Raw genomic sequence first — 15996 nt, forward strand, 5'->3', positions numbered from 1 at the left:
GTACTGCGTGTCCGACCTCGAAGAGACCCTCGCCCTCGTCAAGCCCGACGGCGTCGCCCGCCAGCTCACCGGTGAGATCCTCCGCCGCATCGAGTCGAAGGGCTACGAGATCGTCGACCTGAAGATGCTCACCGCGCCGCGCGACCTGTTGGACGCGCACTACGAGGAGCACCAGGGCAAGCCGTTCTTCGAGCCGCTCGTCGAGTTCATGCAGTCCGGTCCGGTCGTCGCCGTGCGCGTCGCCGGCAACGGCGTGATCGCTGGCTTCCGGTCGCTCGCCGGCACCACCGACCCCACCAGCGCCGCGCCCGGCACCATCCGTGGCGACCTCGGTCGCGACTGGGGCCTCAAGGTGCAGCAGAACCTGGTGCACGGGTCGGACAGCACCGAGTCGTCCGCGCGCGAGCTCGCGCTCTGGTTCGCCTGAGACGCCGGGGGAACGACTCGTGACGAACAACGACCGACCCACCAAGAACGAGCGTCGCCAGCACGCGCGTGAGGTCTCGCGCCAGCGCGCCGATGCCGAGAAGCGTCGCAAGCGCCGCAACAAGTGGTTCCTGCAGGGCGGTATCGGCCTGGGCATCATCGCGATCGCCGCGATCATCACGCTCGTCGTGGTGAACGTGAACAACGCGCCCGCCGTGTCCGCTGCCGGGCCGAAGAACATGGCCACCGGCGCGATCCAGTTCACCGGCGAGGGCGGCGAGGTCACCCCGGTGACCACGAAGGCCGTCACCGCGAAGGGCACCCCGTCGGCAGTCCCGACGTCGAACACCGACGGTGCGGTCGCGGTCACCGAGTACGTCGACTGGGCCTGCCCGGTCTGCAAGCAGTTCGAGGCCGCCTACGCCGACCAGATCCTGGACAAGGTGAAGTCGGGCGACGCGACGTTGGCCATCCAGCCGGTGTCGATCCTCGACCGCAGCTACCAGAGCTCGCGCTACGCCAGCCGGGCCGCGAACGCCGCGATGTGCGTCGCGAACTACGCGCCGGACAAGTTCCTGGACGTCCAGACGCAGTTCTTCGACAACCAGCCCACCGAGGGCACCTCGGGCTTGACGAACGCCGCGATCGCGAAGCTCGTGAAGGCGGGCGGCGCGACCGGGTCGAACGTCTCCGAGTGCCTGTCGACCGAGCAGTTCAAGGGCTGGGTGACGAAGTCCACCAAGCTCGTCACCGCAGACGAGGCGCTGCAGGGCACGCAGGGCTTCGGCACGCCGACCGTGGTCGTGAACGGCAAGCGCCTCGACGACCTCAGCACGGTCATCACCGCGATCGACGCCGCGGCGAAGTAGCACCACCCGCACGAGCGAAGGCCCCCGCTTCCATCCGGAAGCGGGGGCCTTCGTCGTCGCGCTGCCTCTTGCCTACGCGGCGCCGCCGTTCTGCTCGACGAAGGACGCGAAGGCGTCGGTGTCGGTCAGGGAGCCGGTGAACTGCTTGCCGTTCACGATGATCGTCGGGGTGCTCGTCACCTTGTCGAGCGACGAGTTCGGGATCGGGTCGTTCATCACCCGGTTCGTGGCGTCGGCGACCCACCCGGCGAAGTGCTGCCCGGTGATGCACGAGGTGACCTTGCTGTTCGTCGCGCCGGCGTCCTTCGCCAGGGACGCCAGCTCGTCGTTCGTCAGGCCCTTGGTGCTCTCGGACGGCTGGTTCTCGTAGAGCGACGTGTTGTACGACAGGAACGCGTCGGGGTCGTAGTTCGCCACACAGGCGGCCGCGGCGGCGGAGCGGGTGGAGTACTTCGACCCGAGCGACACCCGGTCGAGCAGGTTGAACGGGTGCAGTTCGAGCGTCGCGGAGCCGGCCTTCACCCACTGCTCGATCTGGTCCATCTGCGCCGTCTCGAACTGGTTGCAGTACGGGCACATGTAGTCCGAGTACACGGTGATGTTCGCCACCGAGTCGTCCTGCTCCGTCGCCGTCGGGGTCCCACCGTCGGGTGTGGCCTTGGTCTCGACGGGCACGATCTCGCCGCTCTGGCCGGTGAACAGGATGCCGTCGCTCGCCATGTTCCGCGGCCCGGGCCCCGAGGGTTGCACCGAGTTCGCGATCACCAGGACGACCACGGCAACGACCGCCAGGCTGCCGACGATGATGCCGCTGATCCCGAGCGTCTTGTTGCGGCGACGTCGGGCCTGCTCCTGCACCCGGGCTTCGCGAGCGCGCTCTCGGGCGGCGTTGCGACGGACCTTCTTGCTCTCGTTCTCGCTCATCGAGATCGAGCGTAGGTGCTGCCCGGAGGTCGATCGGGCGTCCTGCCTGGGAAGCCCCCAGGAATTCGGTGACGCGTCATCGATACGTCATGGACGCCGCATCGGGGACGCCCAGCGGCGGATCAGAAGACCGTCAGGATAGTCGGGAACTTGATGATGATCGTCACGATGATGAACAGGTAGTTCGCCAGCGGGAACGCCCAGCAGAACGGGAGCAGTGCCCGGCCGATCCGCTGGGTGCGGGCACCGAAGCGGCCCTGCGCGGCGTTCCAGATCGTGAACACCCAGAACATCGGGATCGTCATCGACCACACGAGCATGCACCACGGGCACAGCGCGCCGATGAACCAGACGGTCTGGGTGAAGAGCCACGTCACGAAGACCCACGCCAGGAACACGCCGGCGTTGAACGCGATCCAGAACCATCGTGAACCGTTGCGGAAGCCCGCGAGCATCATCACCGCGACGGCGATCGGCGCCACGAAGCCCATCACGCCGAGCAGTGGGTTCGGGAACCCGAACAGGTGGCCCTGCCAGCTCGCCATCACGTCCGAGCAGCTGATGAACGGGTTCACGTCGCACGAGAGCACCGTGTCGGGGTCGGCGTACTTCTTGAACTCGTCGAGCACCAGGGAGAAGGACCCGTACAGGCCGACGAACCCGGTGATCAAGAGGAAGACGGCCATCGCGATCGGACGACGGGGGGCAGGCGCTGACGTGCTCACGCCGTCATCATCGCATGCGGCTTCCGGTCCTTTCCGGGAGCGGCGTGCGATACTGGCCGGAGGTCGTGCGGGCAACCGCAGACCGAAGAGAGCTTTCCGGGCAGTGCCCCACGGGGCAGTGTCCGGACGATCAGGTGCGGTGAGAGCGCACCGTGGTCGGGACAGCGTCACTCCGACGCCGAGCCGACCCGGGCCGGGTGCCCGGACCGGAACGGCAGCGGACGCAACGAGAAGTTGACGCAGACCGATCACGAAGACAGCGAGCGCGGGGCGTCGACGCCACCGCCACAACCAAAGAATTCCCGCCGCCTGACAAGGGTGCGAGTGGGGCCGAGGAGTGCGCCAGTCCATGGTGGAGCAGAACAACGACAACACGACCAACGACGAGAACGCCCCGAAGCGTCGGACCCGCCTGTTCGGCGGACGCCGCGCCCGGTCATCCGGCCAGCAGGTCGCGGCCGACGCCGTGCAGGTGCCGGCCGTCGACGAGCCCCTCGCGCTGACGGACGGGGCACCGGCGGACGGGGCACCGGCAGAAGCCGTGTCCGTCGCGGTCGAAGCCGTCTCCGCGCAGAGCGCCGAGCCGGACGACGTGAGCACGCTGACCGGCGACCTGCCGGTGGTCACGGCCGAGCCGACCGAGCCCGCAGCCGACGTGGCGGAGCCGAGTGGTGCCTCCCGTCCGACCGAGACCGAGCCGACGGCCGGGGCGAGCGAACCCGCCGCCCCCGCCGAGCCGTTCGTCCCGAAGGCGACGAGCACGCTCAGCCTGATCTTCCACGCCCCCGTCCTGCCGGAGCTGCCGCGTCGTGCCGCGCGGTACGAGCGCGACGAGGACGACCGAGACGACCGCTACGAGCGCTCCGACCGCTCCGACCGCTCCGAGCGATCCGAGCGCGAGGACCGGTTCGACCGCGATGACCGGTACGACACCGACGAGCGTGAGGAGCAGGGCGGATCCCGCCGGCGCTCGCGTCGTCGGGGGAGCAGCGCCGACCGCGAGGCCCGTGCGCCCCGCGAGCCGCGCGACCACCAGGAGCCCCGCCGCCGCGAGCCCGAGCTCATCACCGAGCCGCAGCGCATCAAGGGCTCGACCCGGCTCGAGGCGAAGAAGCAGCGTCGCCGCGACGGCCGTGACGCCGGACGCCGCCGCCAGGTCGTGAGCGAGGACGAGTTCCTCGCCCGCCGCGAGAGCGTCGACCGCCAGATGATCGTGCGCTCCAGCTCGTCGACCATCGAGATCGGCGTGCTCGAGGACGGCATCCTCGCCGAGCACTACATCACCAAGTCCGAGAACGTGTCGCTGATCGGCAACGTCTACCTCGGCAAGGTGCAGAACGTCCTGCCCTCGATGGAGGCCGCCTTCGTCGACATCGGCCGCGGCCGCAACGCCGTGCTGTACGCCGGCGAGGTCGACTGGAACTCGGTCGACACCAGCCACGGCCGTCGCATCGAGGCCGCGCTCAAGCCGGGCGACAAGGTCCTGGTCCAGGTCACGAAGGACCCCGTCGGCCACAAGGGCGCCCGCCTGACCAGCCAGGTCTCGCTGCCCGGTCGCTACCTGGTCTACGTGCCGAACGGCTCGATGAACGGGATCTCGCGCAAGCTGCCCGACACCGAGCGTGCGCGCCTGAAGAAGATCCTCAAGGAGGTCCTGCCGGAGCACGCGGGCGTCATCGTGCGCACCGCTGCCGAAGGTGCGACGGAAGAGCAGCTCACCCGCGACGTGCAGCGCCTGACCAGCCAGTGGGAGGCCATCCAGAAGAAGGTCGCCGGTGGCCAGGCCCCGGTGATGCTGCACTCGGAGCCGGACCTGCTCGTCAAGATCGTGCGTGACGTCTTCAACGAGGACTTCACGAAGCTCATCATCGACGGCGAGGCCGCCGGCGGCACCATCGACGAGTACCTGTCGGCCGTCGCGCCCGACCTGAAGGACCGCGTCGTCCGCTACGAGGGCCCGGACTCCTTCGAGGAGTACCGCCTGAACGAGCAGATCGACAAGGCGCTCGACCGCAAGGTCTGGCTGCCCTCCGGTGGTTCGCTCGTCATCGACCGTACCGAGGCCATGACGGTCGTCGACGTCAACACGGGCAAGTTCGTCGGCTCCGGGGGCAACCTCGAGGAGACGGTCACGAAGAACAACCTCGAGGCCGCCGAGGAACTCGTCCGCCAGCTCCGCCTGCGCGACATCGGCGGCATCATCGTCGTCGACTTCATCGACATGGTGCTCGAGGAGAACCGCGACCTCGTGCTCCGCCGCCTGATCGAGTGCCTGAGCCGCGACCGCACGAAGCACCAGGTCGCCGAGGTCACCTCGCTCGGCCTCGTGCAGATGACCCGCAAGAAGATCGGCGTCGGCCTGCGCGAGTCGCTCGACGAGGTCAACGCGAAGGTCAACGACAACAACGCCGACCCGGGCCCGAGCAAGGGGCGTCGCAAGGGACGCAGCGGTGCCGGCGGCAACGGCAGCGGCAGCAACGGCAACGGTGGCAACGGGCACGGCAACGGCGGGGGCAACTCCGGCGGTGGCTCGGGTTCCGGTTCGTCGAACGGGCAGTCGAGCCAGGCGCACCAGATCACCGACGACGTGAAGAGCGCGCTGTCGCGGATCGCCGCCTCGACGATCCCGCACGAGGACTCGCCGGCATCGCCGACCTCGGCGGAGGCACCGACCTCGGCCGACGTCCCCGCAGCGACGTCCGCGTCCGAGGACTCCGGAGCGGGCGAACAGCCCACCGGGTCGAAGCGTCGGCGCCGTGGCGGCCGTGGTGGACGGAGCGGTGAGCAGTCGAACGCTGCCGCGACCGAGGCCACCGAGGTCGCTGAGTCGGCGCCCGTCGCAGTCGAGGCGGAGGCCGCTGTCGAGACGAAGCAGGCCGAGCCGAAGCGCGACCAGCCGAAGCAGGCTGCGCCGAAGCAGGCGGTCGCCGAGGCTGCTGCTCCTGCCGTCGAGCCGAAGGCCAAGGCCCCGGCCCGCCGTCGGGTCAGCTCCAGCGCGACGGTGACTCCGACCGACAACACGGTCGCGATCCTGGACATCCCGCTCAACGCCGCCCCGAAGCGCGAGCCGCGTCAGGTCGCCCCGGACGCCGAGTCGCTGTTGGACTCCGTGCTCCAGGCGCTGCCCGAGCCGAAGCAGCCGGGTCAGGGCCGTTCGCGGTCCCGCCGGGTGTCGTCGCCGAGCATCAGTGCGCCGGCCACGACCGAGGGTGCGTCCGGCGAGGACACCGACGGCTCCGTCATCCTGGGGAACTGAGCGTGACGAACCCCGGTGACTCGCAGCAGGATCGTGGGTACTACGGTGCGGGCTGGCAGCAGCCCGCACCGCCCGGACCCGGGGGAGCCGGCGGTTCCGCGCCGCCGTACGGTGGGCAGCCTGGTGGGCAGCCGCCGTACGGTGGGCAACCTGGCGGGCAGCCTGTTGGGCAGCCGCCGCACGGCGTCCAGCCCACTGCCGGGGTGCCCTACGCCCCGCCGCGACCGCCCCGTGCGCCGGCCGATCCGCGTCGGGCCTTCGCGCCCGGCGCCTCGGTGAACAACACCGCCGGGGCGCTCATCGCCGTGGTGTCCCTCGTGCTGGTCGAGTTCGTGTCCGGCATCGTCGGGCTCATCGGGACGTCCCTCGTCGTCAGCCCGTTCGCGCACTACGGCGCGGGTGCCAGCCTGGTCGGCAGCTTCATCGCCTCGGTGTTCCTGGCGCCGTTCCCGTTCTACGCGGGGGCGTTCCTGGCGCTGGCGTTCCTGACCCCGATCGCCCGCCGCAGCCCGCTGCCGACCGTGCTGCTCCGCGCCGTGCTCGCCGGGGCTGCCGGGACGATCGCCCTCGCGCTCGTCGGTGTCTTCACGGGCGCGTTCGGGGCGATCACCTCGGGAGGTTCCCGACTCGTGATCGACGTCGTCACGAACCCGCTCCGCAACGGCGTGCCGTTCACGGTGATGCTCCTGGCGAGTGCGACCGCGGCGTGGCTGTGGCTCGGGCGCCCGCGACGGAACCGTGGCCCCGCGCCGACGTCCGGCCTGCCGGGGACGGTACGGCCCGCCGACGCCGTCCCGCCCGCGACCGTGCAGCCGGGGCCGCAGCAGCCGCAGCAGGGCCCGTACGGACAGGGTCTGGTCCAGCCGGACCCCCACGGGCAGTACGGCGGCCAGTACGGCGCACAGCCCCGTCCGGACCAGCAGCAGCCGCCGGCAGCCCCCTGGGGCGGTCCAGCGCCCCGCTGACCTCGCTTCGTCGCTCGTGCGGTCGTGTGGGCGGTCGTGTGGGCGCTGCACGGTGCGAGGTTGACCACATGGTGCGGCCTTCGTACCTCGCACCATGTGGGCAACCTCGCACGGTGCGCACGTGCCCGAGGCGCGACGGCGGCCCGGCGAGGTCATGCGCGGTGCGGCGTCCGCCTGTCGCCGCACCGTGCGGGGTTCACCGGGCGGTGCAGCGGCCGCGGCACGGTGCGAGCCTCTGGCGACGCACCGTGCTGCCGACCTCGCACGCTGTGGGCAACCTCGCACGGTGCGCACGTGCCCGAGACGCGGCCGCGCACCATGCGACAGGACGGACGTGGCGGGGGTGCGCCGGGCCTCCCGTCCGCACCGTGCGAGGTTCCGGACGCCGTGGGAGCCGGCGTGCGCCGCACCGAGTCCAGAACCTCGCACCGTGCGTGCCTGGCGCACCCGCGCGGCGCGTCAGTGGGCGCGCTTGTCGCGCTGCGCCACACGCAGGCCGCTGCGGATGAGCCGCAGCACGAGCTCCCGGCCGGACACCGCAGAGGCCCCCGCGGCGACCAGCTCGTCGTACTTCGCGAGCGGCACGTCGTAGTGGTCGTGGTCGAACGCACGACGCGGCACACCGGCGCGTGCAGCGAACGCGTGGAGTTCCGCGTAGGATTCATCACTGACGAGGTGCGACCACAGAGTGTCGTGAGCGGGCCACGTCGGTGGGTCGATCAACACGGTCACCGTGCAATCGTACGTGTGTCGCCGTTTGACCGGACCCATGGGGATCGAGTATTCTCGATCCCTGGTGTCAGCGGGCCGTTCTGCCTGCGTCGCCGATCGGGCCCGGCCTTCCGGGAGCCGCTCGTGCAGAAGTGGGCACCCGAGACTTCCCTCAAGCAGAGTTACGTAAGGATTTCCACGTGGTTTACGCAGTAGTGCGCGCCGGCGGCCGTCAGGAAAAGGTCGAGGTCGGCACCATCCTGACCGTCGACCGTGTCAAGGCGGACGACAAGGGCAACATCGACCTCGCCCCCGTGCTCCTCGTGGACGGTGACAAGATCACGTCGGCGGCTTCCGAGCTCGTCAACGTGACCGTCACCGCCGAGGTGCTCGACGACCTGCGCGGTCCGAAGGTCATCATCCAGAAGTTCAAGAACAAGACCGGGTACAAGAAGCGCCAGGGTTTCCGCGCTGAACTGACCCGCGTCAAGATCACCAAGATCGCGTAAGGGAGTCAGCTCATGGCACACAAGAAGGGTGCGAGTTCCACTCGCAACGGTCGTGACTCGAACGCACAGCGCCTCGGCGTGAAGCGCTTCGGTGGCGAGGTCGTCAACGCCGGCGAGATCATCATCCGCCAGCGTGGCACCCACTTCCACCCGGGCGCCAACGTCGGCCGCGGTGGCGACGACACGCTGTTCGCCCTCTCGGCCGGTTCGGTCGAGTTCGGCACCAAGGGTGGCCGCAAGGTCATCAACATCGTCAACGCGTAGTCGCGACGATCAGCTTCAGCGGGAGGGGCGGGCCGAGTGCCCGCCCCTCCTTCGCTTTTCCCGCCGACGGATCTCGTCGGCACAACGCGCTGACGGATCTCGTCGGCACAACGCGCTGACGGACCCCGTCGGCGCAACGATCTTCCAGGAGTGGAACCATGGCGACCTTCGTCGACCGCGTGACCCTGCACCTCAGCGCGGGGAAGGGCGGCAACGGTTGCGTCTCGGTCCGCCGTGAGAAGTTCAAGCCCCTCGCCGGGCCCGACGGTGGCAACGGCGGTGACGGCGGCGACATCGTGCTCGTGGCCGACCCGCAGGTCACCACGTTGCTCGGCTACCACCGCTCTCCGCACCGTTCGTCCAAGAACGGTCAGCCGGGCATGGGCGACCACCGCAGCGGCGTCAGCGGCGAGGTCCAGGAGCTCCCGCTCCCGATCGGCACCGTCGTGTACGACGAGGCCGGCGAGGTCATCGCCGACCTGACCGAGCCCGGCACGCGCGTCGTCGTGGCCCCCGGTGGCCAGGGCGGCCTCGGCAACGCGGCGCTCTCCACCACCAAGCGCAAGGCCCCCGGCTTCGCGCTCCTCGGCACCGAGGGCTGGGCGGGTGACATCAGCCTCGAGCTGAAGACCATCGCCGACGTCGCCCTCGTCGGGTTCCCGAGCGCCGGCAAGTCCTCGCTCATCGCCGCGATCTCGGCCGCGAAGCCGAAGATCGCCGACTACCCCTTCACCACGCTCACCCCGAACCTCGGCGTCGTCGAGTCGGGCGAGAGCCGCTTCACGGTCGCGGACGTCCCCGGGCTGATCGAGGGCGCGTCGGAGGGCAAGGGCCTCGGCCTCGAGTTCCTGCGGCACGTCGAGCGCTGCGAAGCCCTGCTGCACGTCATCGACTGCGCGACGATGGACCCGGGCCGCGACCCGATCAGCGACCTCGACGTCATCCTCGGCGAGCTCGAGCGTTACCCGGTTCCGGAGGGCCAGGTGCCGCTGCTCGAGCGTCCGCAGCTCATCGCGCTCAACAAGATCGACGTGCCGGACGCCGCCGAGCTCGCCGAGTTCGTCACCGCCGAGCTCGAGGGCCGTGGCTACCGCGTGTTCCCGATCTCCACGGCGTCGCACAAGGGTCTGCGTGAGCTGACCTTCGCGTTGGCCGAGGTCGTCGAGCAGGGTCGTGCCAAGCGCGCGGCCGAGCCCGTCGTCGAGCGCATCGTCATCCGCCCCCGTGCGGTCAACGACCAGGGCTTCACGGTCCGTGCCGAGGGCGGCGAGGAGCACCGCTTCTTCCGCGTCCGCGGCGCGAAGCCGGAGCGCTGGATCCAGCAGACCGACTTCACCAACGAGGAGGCGATCGGCTTCCTGGCCGATCGGCTCGCGAAGCTCGGCGTCGAGGACGGCCTGTTCAAGGCCGGCGCGGTGGCCGGCTCGACCGTCGTGATCGGTGGCGACGGCGGCATGGTCTTCGACTGGGAGCCGACGCTCACGTCCACCGCGGAGCTCATCACGAGCGCGCGCGGGACCGACGCCCGCATCGGTGCGACCTCGCGTCCGACCCGCAACGAGCGTCGCGAGGAGTACTTCGAGCGGATGGACGCCAAGGCGGCCGCCCGTGCCGAGCTCGAGCAGGAGCGTGTCTCCGGTCTCTGGGTGAACGACGAGGTCGTCACCAGCGACGACCCCGAGACCGGCGACCCCGAGACCGGCGTCGAGACCGGCGACTTCGAGACCAGCGACCAGAAGGACTGACCGCGGCATGACCGACACGACCGCCCGCACCGACCTCGGACCCGTCACCCGGCGAGAGGACATCCCGCGTGCGCGGCGGATCGTGGTCAAGGTCGGCTCGTCCTCGGTCAGCGGTGACGCCGCCGGCCAGATCGGTCCGCTGGTGGACGCCCTGGCCAGCGCCTACGGCCGTGGCACCGAGGTCGTGCTCGTGTCGTCCGGTGCGATCGCGACCGGGTTCCCGTTCCTCGGGCTCGAGGGCCGTCCCGACGACCTCGCCACGCAGCAGGCCGCCGCGGCCACCGGCCAGAACGTCCTGATGTTCCGGTACCAGAAGGAACTCGACCGGCACCGGGTCGTCGCGGCGCAGATCCTGCTGACCGCCGGCGACCTGCAGAACCCCACGCACCGGGTCAACGCGCAGCGCGCCATCGACCGGCTGCTCGCCCTGCGGGTGCTGCCGATCGTGAACGAGAACGACACGGTCGCCACGCACGAGATCCGCTTCGGTGACAACGACCGGCTCGCCGCCCTGGTGGCGCGGCTGCTCGGTGCCGACGCCCTGGTGCTGCTGTCCGACGTCGAGGCCCTGTACACGAAGCCGCCGGAGCAGCCCGGCGCCGAGCGCATCGACGAGGTACCGTTCGGCGACGAGCTCGCCGGCGTCACGTTCGGCTCCGTCGGCAAGTCCGGCGTGGGGACCGGGGGAGCAGGCACCAAGGTCGCGGCCGCACGGCTCGCGGCCGAGTCGGGTACGTCGGTCCTGGTGACCGCCACGGCCCTCGTCGACCGCGCCCTGTCGGGCGAGCACGTCGGCACCTGGTTCCACGCCGCGCCGCGTCCCTGACACGGGTCGGACCGCGCTCGGAGCGGTCACGACTCGCCGCCGGGACGGCGCCGACCGGTCAGGGACCGTCGGCGCGGGGGTCGCGGAGCGACGGTCTGCGACCGCTCGCGTGGCGCCGGCCGACGTGTCGTGACCGGTCGGCGTGGTGAACGCGACGGCCTGGAGGCCCGGCACGGGTCCCGGGGGCCGGTGCCGGGCCTCCAGGCGGTCACGACGCACCGACGGACTGCGTCGAACGGTCGGGACCGGTCGACGGGGTCGGCGCGAGGCGACGTGGTGCTACCGCTCGGCGGTCGTGGTGCAACGTGCCGTGACCGGTCGGCCGGCGAGACGCCGTCACGCCCGTCACGGGCCGACGAGCGGACCTAGACTCGGTCCATGTCGTCGATCGCGCCCGCCCCGACCCTGACCGACACGCTCGTGGCTGCCCGGACCGCCTCGTCGGCGCTGGCGACCGCGACGACGGCGGTCAAGGACGCCGCCCTGGTGGCGATCGCCGCCGGGGTCCGCGCCGCCACCGACGAGATCGTCGCCGCGAACCACGGTGACCTGGTCGCGGGCGAGGAGAGCGGCCTGTCCTCCGGCCTCGTCGACCGCCTCCGACTCGACCCCGCACGCATCGAGGCGCTGGCCACCGCGGTCGAGGACGTCGTCGGCCTGCAGGACCCGGTGGGCGAGCACCTGCGGGGCTCGCTGCTGCCGAACGGCCTGCAGCTCACCCAGGTGCGGGTGCCGTTCGGGGTCGTCGGCGCCATCTACGAGGCACGACCGAACGTCACGGTCGACATCGCCTCGCTCGCGCTGAAGTCCGGCAACGCGGTCGTGCTCCGCGGGGGTTCGGCGGCCCAGCGGACGAACGCCGTGCTCGTGGCCCGCATCCAGGACGCCGTCGAGTCGGTCGGCCTGCCGCGCGAGCTCGTGCAGACCATCGACGAGTTCGGCCGTGCCGGCGCCACCGAGCTCATGCGCGCCCGCGGCCTGGTCGACGTGCTCATCCCGCGCGGCAGCGCCTCGCTCATCCAGACCGTCGTCACCGAGTCGCAGGTCCCCGTGATCGAGACCGGTGCCGGCGTGGTGCACGTGTTCCTCGACGCATCGGCGCCCGAGCAGCGCGCCGTCGACATCGTCCTGAACAGCAAGGTGCAGCGGCCGAGCGTCTGCAACGCCCTCGAGACCCTCCTGGTGCACGAGCAGGCGGCCGAGCGGCTGCTGCCCGTGCTCGCGGACCGGCTCCGCGCCTCCGGTGTCACGCTGCGTGGTGACGACGCCACGCGGGCGATCGTGCCGGGCGTGCTGCGCGCCACCGACGAGGACTGGGCGACCGAGTCGATGGACCTCGACCTGTCGATCCGCGTCGTGCCGGACGTCGACGCCGCGATGGCGCACATCGCGCGCTGGTCCACCCACCACACCGAGTCGATCGTCACGAACGACGTCGACACGGCCGAGCGGTTCCTGGCGACGGTCGACTCGGCGGTCGTGATGGTGAACGCGTCGACGCGCTTCACCGACGGCGGGGAGTTCGGCTTCGGCGCCGAGGTGGGCATCTCGACGCAGAAGCTGCACGCGCGTGGCCCGATGGGGCTGCCGGAGCTCACGAGCACCAAGTGGATCGTGCGCGGGAACGGCCAGATCCGCGGCTAGACTGAACGGCGTCTTTCCCCGACCGAACGGAGCACCGAACGATGACCTTCCTCGCAGAAGCTGCGGAGCACGCCTCCGGGGCCCCGGCGTTCGTGTTCCCGCTCGTCGGCGCGCTGTTCTTCATCTTCCTGGGCTTCGTCACCTGGAGCTTCCGCGACGTGGCCTACCGCCACTCGCAGAAGTTCGAGGCCACCCGCCACCACGAGACGGGTGTCGACGAGTTCGGTCACACCAAGAGCTGATCTGCACCCGATGCTCGAGAGCACCGGACGACCGCGCATCGGGGTGATGGGCGGCACGTTCGACCCCATCCACCACGGTCACCTCGTCGCGGCGTCCGAGGTAGCTCGGGCGTTCGACCTGGACGAGGTCGTGTTCGTCCCCACCGGTCAGCCGTACATGAAGTCCGGCGTCACGGATGCCGAGCACCGCTACCTGATGACGGTCATCGCGACCGCGTCCAACCCGATGTTCACGGTGAGCCGCGTCGACATCGACCGCCCCGGCCCGACGTACACGGTCGACACGCTCCGCGACCTGCACGAACAGCGGCCCGACGCGCAGCTCGTCTTCATCTCGGGCGCAGACGCCGTTCAGCAGATTGTCGACTGGAAAGACCATGATGGTCTCTGGGACCTCGCGCACTTCGTCGCCGTGACGCGTCCGGGACACGACCTGAGCATCAGCGGACTCCCCGAGCGAGACGTAAGCTTGCTCGAAGTCCCCGCACTGGCCATCTCGTCGACCGACTGCCGCGACCGGGTGAGACGTGGTTCCCCCGTCTGGTACCTGGTCCCCGACGGGGTCGTCCAGTACATCTCCAAGCACCACCTGTATCGGAGCGTTGCATGAGTTCGTCCGACGCGCAGCCGCCCCTGTCGCGGCGCCAGGCGCGCGAGCGGGAGCGTGCCGCAGCAGCCGGTTCGCAGCCCGCGACGCCGCCGCCGACCGTCGCCGCACCCGCCGAGTCGACGGAACCCCGTCCTCGGCCCGGTTCGCACGTGGCACCCGCTCCCGGCGGTCCGGCCCAGTCCTCCGCTCCGGCGTCCGCCGCGACGGGCACGTCGGCACCGACGGGCACGCCGGCCTCGGCGCCCTCCGTGCCGGTGACCTCCGTCCCTGCAGCCGGGGTGTCGCCGTTCCCGCCCGCCTCGGCGACCGAGATCGTCCCCGGCAGCGGTGGTCTGACCCGCCGCCAGATCCGCCAGCAGCGCGCCGCCGAGAACCAGGCGGTCCTGCCGGTCCCGCTGCAGAACCCCACGCCGCAGTCCTCCGACCGCACCGTTGAGGACGTCCTCGGCTCGGTCGACACCATCGAGCCGACCTCGGCCACGCGCGCCGCGGACGAGCCGTCCGGTTCCGAGACCCCCACGGTGCTCGACGAGGCAGCGGTCGCCCAGGCCACCGAGGCCGACGGGTCGCCCGACGCCCTCGAGCCGCTCGACGAAGCCGCTGCGCACGCCGAGGAGCCCCGCCGCCACCGGTCGACCTGGTCGCCGCCCGCCGACGACGCTTCCGAAGCACAGCCCGAAGCCGGGGCCGCGGACGACGCTCCCGCAGGGACGTTCAGCGACCAGACGGGCACCGACGAGACGGGCGCCGACCAGACGGGCACCGACGAGACGGGCGCCGACCAGACGGGCACCGACGAGACGCAGGCCGACGCGGACGCCCCGGCCGACGTCGCCGCACCCGAGCACCCCTCGGCTACGCCGCTCCCGGGGATCCCGGACGGCGCGCCGTCGACCCCGGCGGTGTTCCCGCTGTCCCTCGACCCCGAGGACGACGACACCAACGAGGTCCCGATCCCGGAGCCCGCACGGACCGAGCCCCCGAAGGTCCCCGCGTCCTTCCAACGGCCGGCCGAGCCGAAGCCGATGACGACGGCCTTCGAGCCGCCCGTCGGGCACTGGTCGCAGCAGGCGCACGGCTCGAACGACGCCGAGGTGCACGACGACTCGACCGGCACCCGCCGGATCGCGGTCACCGACACCAACGCGATCATCCTGCCGAACTCGGCCCTGGCCGACCCGACCGGAGCGCTGAACGCGACGGGCGAGGTGATCCTCACGGGGTCCATCGACCTGCCCGCGTCGCTGTCCTCGACGGGGTCGCACCGACCGATCGACGGTGCCGAGGTCGACCGCCTGCTCGAGCAGCACGACGAGCAGCCCGAGACCGACGCCAGCCCGGTGCGCGCCAGCCGCGCGGTGTCCAGCCACACCTCGACCCGCCAGGTCGTCCTCGCCGCCGCGAAGCCGAAGGAGTCGCGCACGCCGCTCATCCTCGGCGTCACGGTCGGCGCCGTCGGTGTCGCCGCAGCCGCGGTCATCATCGTCGCGCTCGTCACGACCCACACCTTCGGCGGCTGACGCCCCGACCCGAACCACCGATCCCGACACCTGCGTCGGCCGCGGCCTGGCCGTGCGTCGGCGGGGTGGCTTATGATCGTGACCCATGAAGCGATCCGGCTCCCTGCCGGGTCGACGACCGGAAGGAATCCGTGACCGCCTCCACTCGCGCACTGGAACTCGTGCAGGCCGCCGCTCTCGCGGCGGACGCCAAGCAGGCCGAGGACCTCGTCGCGCTCGATGTGACCGGGCCGTTGCAGCTCACGGACGTGTTCCTGCTCGCAACCGGTCGGAACGAGCGCAACGTGCAGTCCATCGCCGATGCGGTCGAGGAGCGCCTCCTCGAGCTCGGCGCCAAGACCCTCCGCCGCGAAGGCCGGAGCGAGGGCCGCTGGGTCCTCATCGACGTCGGCGACATCGTGGTGCACGTCTTCCACGACGAGGACCGTCAGTACTACTCGCTCGAGCGGCTCTGGGCAGACTGCCCGACCATCCCGCTCGCGCTCCCGGTGGACCACACCGCCTGATCAGCGACGCGCCCGGGTGACGGCTTCGATTTCGTTGCCCGGCGTTCGCATGGTGTACGCTTCTATGGTGCCTCCGGGGAACCGGTCGGCACGGATGCAACACAATCTGGGTCTGTGGCGCAGCTGGTAGCGCACCTGCATGGCATGCAGGGGGTCAGGGGTTCGAGTCCCCTCAGATCCACCAACAACCCCCGTCGTTCCCCGGAACGACGGGGGTTTCCTCGTGGTGCGGGTGGCCGCACGTGCCCGATACG

Annotated in this window: 16 protein-coding genes and 1 tRNA gene; 14 read left to right on the forward strand and 3 right to left on the reverse strand. The window is 70.9% G+C overall.

Annotated elements, in window-relative coordinates; all coding sequences use genetic code 11:
* Positions 1–7: 7 nt before the first annotated feature.
* Both ndk and EDF51_RS05935 read left to right on the forward strand, forming a co-directional pair.
* Positions 8–427: a nucleoside-diphosphate kinase gene (gene ndk, locus EDF51_RS05930; RefSeq protein ID WP_134194149.1), complete on the forward strand. Its 420-nt coding sequence runs from the start codon at positions 8–10 to the stop codon at positions 425–427.
* Positions 428–446: 19 nt separating this feature from the next.
* The gene (locus tag EDF51_RS05935; RefSeq protein WP_134194151.1) at positions 447–1295 is read left to right on the forward strand and encodes a thioredoxin domain-containing protein; all 849 of its coding nucleotides are present in this window, start codon (positions 447–449) and stop codon (positions 1293–1295) included.
* 72 nt (positions 1296–1367) lie between these two features.
* Here EDF51_RS05935 and EDF51_RS05940 read toward each other — a convergent pair whose 3' ends face one another.
* Positions 1368–2219: a thioredoxin domain-containing protein gene (locus EDF51_RS05940; protein ID WP_134194153.1), complete on the reverse strand. Its 852-nt coding sequence runs from the start codon at positions 2217–2219 to the stop codon at positions 1368–1370.
* A gap of 122 nt (positions 2220–2341) precedes the next feature.
* The gene (locus EDF51_RS05945; protein ID WP_243837081.1) at positions 2342–2944 is read right to left on the reverse strand and encodes a vitamin K epoxide reductase family protein; all 603 of its coding nucleotides are present in this window, start codon (positions 2942–2944) and stop codon (positions 2342–2344) included.
* A gap of 349 nt (positions 2945–3293) precedes the next feature.
* On the opposite strand from EDF51_RS05945, the gene EDF51_RS05950 reads away from it, so the two are divergent.
* Together EDF51_RS05950 and EDF51_RS05955 are read left to right on the forward strand one after the other, a co-directional pair.
* On the forward strand, positions 3294–6200 hold the full coding sequence (locus EDF51_RS05950; protein ID WP_133936708.1) for an Rne/Rng family ribonuclease: 2907 nt from the start codon (positions 3294–3296) through the stop codon (positions 6198–6200).
* 2 nt (positions 6201–6202) lie between these two features.
* Positions 6203–7165, forward strand: a complete 963-nt coding sequence (locus tag EDF51_RS05955) for a hypothetical protein (protein ID WP_134194154.1) — start codon at positions 6203–6205, stop codon at positions 7163–7165.
* Between the two features lie 459 nt (positions 7166–7624).
* On the opposite strand, the gene EDF51_RS05960 is transcribed toward EDF51_RS05955, so the two are convergent.
* On the reverse strand, positions 7625–7897 hold the full coding sequence (locus EDF51_RS05960; protein ID WP_123313478.1) for a DUF4031 domain-containing protein: 273 nt from the start codon (positions 7895–7897) through the stop codon (positions 7625–7627).
* A 179-nt stretch (positions 7898–8076) separates the two neighbouring features.
* Between EDF51_RS05960 and rplU the strand changes: the two genes are divergently transcribed.
* The 10 genes from rplU to EDF51_RS06010 all read left to right on the forward strand — a co-directional run bounded on the left by rplU (position 8077) and on the right by EDF51_RS06010 (position 15926).
* Positions 8077–8385, forward strand: a complete 309-nt coding sequence (gene rplU, locus EDF51_RS05965) for a 50S ribosomal protein L21 (RefSeq protein WP_111084536.1) — start codon at positions 8077–8079, stop codon at positions 8383–8385.
* Positions 8386–8397: 12 nt separating this feature from the next.
* Entirely contained in the window at positions 8398–8649 is a 252-nt protein-coding gene (gene rpmA, locus EDF51_RS05970) for a 50S ribosomal protein L27 (RefSeq protein ID WP_071257351.1), read from the forward strand.
* 158 nt (positions 8650–8807) lie between these two features.
* Complete coding sequence (gene obgE, locus EDF51_RS05975) at positions 8808–10394, forward strand: GTPase ObgE (RefSeq protein ID WP_131878560.1); 1587 nt, start codon at positions 8808–8810, stop codon at positions 10392–10394.
* Between the two features lie 7 nt (positions 10395–10401).
* Positions 10402–11220 carry a glutamate 5-kinase gene (gene proB / locus EDF51_RS05980; RefSeq protein ID WP_216834657.1) on the forward strand — a complete coding sequence of 273 codons (819 nt, stop codon included), beginning with the start codon at positions 10402–10404 and terminating at the stop codon, positions 11218–11220.
* Between the two features lie 378 nt (positions 11221–11598).
* A complete protein-coding gene (locus tag EDF51_RS05985; RefSeq protein ID WP_133936707.1) occupies positions 11599–12864 on the forward strand; it encodes a glutamate-5-semialdehyde dehydrogenase in 1266 nt (421 codons plus the stop codon).
* Positions 12865–12905: 41 nt separating this feature from the next.
* Complete coding sequence (locus tag EDF51_RS05990; RefSeq protein ID WP_123293955.1) at positions 12906–13106, forward strand: hypothetical protein; 201 nt, start codon at positions 12906–12908, stop codon at positions 13104–13106.
* A 10-nt stretch (positions 13107–13116) separates the two neighbouring features.
* On the forward strand, positions 13117–13716 hold the full coding sequence (gene nadD / locus EDF51_RS05995; RefSeq protein WP_111084540.1) for a nicotinate-nucleotide adenylyltransferase: 600 nt from the start codon (positions 13117–13119) through the stop codon (positions 13714–13716).
* The gene (locus tag EDF51_RS06000; protein ID WP_134194156.1) at positions 13713–15236 is read left to right on the forward strand and encodes a hypothetical protein; all 1524 of its coding nucleotides are present in this window, start codon (positions 13713–13715) and stop codon (positions 15234–15236) included. The genes nadD and EDF51_RS06000 overlap by 4 nt, the downstream gene beginning before the upstream one ends.
* Before the next feature lie 131 nt (positions 15237–15367).
* The gene (gene rsfS / locus EDF51_RS06005; protein ID WP_131921679.1) at positions 15368–15742 is read left to right on the forward strand and encodes a ribosome silencing factor; all 375 of its coding nucleotides are present in this window, start codon (positions 15368–15370) and stop codon (positions 15740–15742) included.
* Positions 15743–15850: 108 nt separating this feature from the next.
* Positions 15851–15926, forward strand: a tRNA-Ala gene (locus EDF51_RS06010).
* Positions 15927–15996 lie beyond the last annotated feature (70 nt).

Origin of the sequence: Curtobacterium sp. PhB25, assembly GCF_004365375.1 — a bacterium.
Lineage (GTDB): Bacteria > Actinomycetota > Actinomycetes > Actinomycetales > Microbacteriaceae > Curtobacterium.